This is a genomic window from Pseudaminobacter sp. Soil_N_29, from assembly GCF_057656055.1.
In genome coordinates, this window is sequence record NZ_JBDGLC010000056.1 from 1 (window position 1) to 248 (window position 248).

At 38.7% G+C, this 248-nt stretch carries 1 protein-coding gene; it reads left to right on the forward strand.

Going from position 1 to position 248, the window contains the following annotated elements; all coding sequences use genetic code 11:
- On the forward strand, positions 1-248 hold a 248-nt coding region (locus AC3A4H_RS23725; protein ID WP_487768897.1), incomplete at both ends, for a YcaO-like family protein.

Genomic DNA, 248 nt, shown 5'->3' on the forward strand with positions numbered 1-248 from the left:
GTAGTTTTCATGATTTAGAGGAACATGCACTAAATCCCCTTACACTCGGTGTGCATACAAATGAACACTACAGTCGTGATAATTTTCCATTTAAGCCGTTTGATCCTGATTATGAGCAAAACTGGGTATGGGGATATTCTTTATCACAAAACAGACCGCTTTTAGTTCCTGAATCAATTGCTTATTATAGCCTTGGTCATCGAGATGCTTTCGTGTATGAAACATCAAATGGATGTGCAATTGGCGGT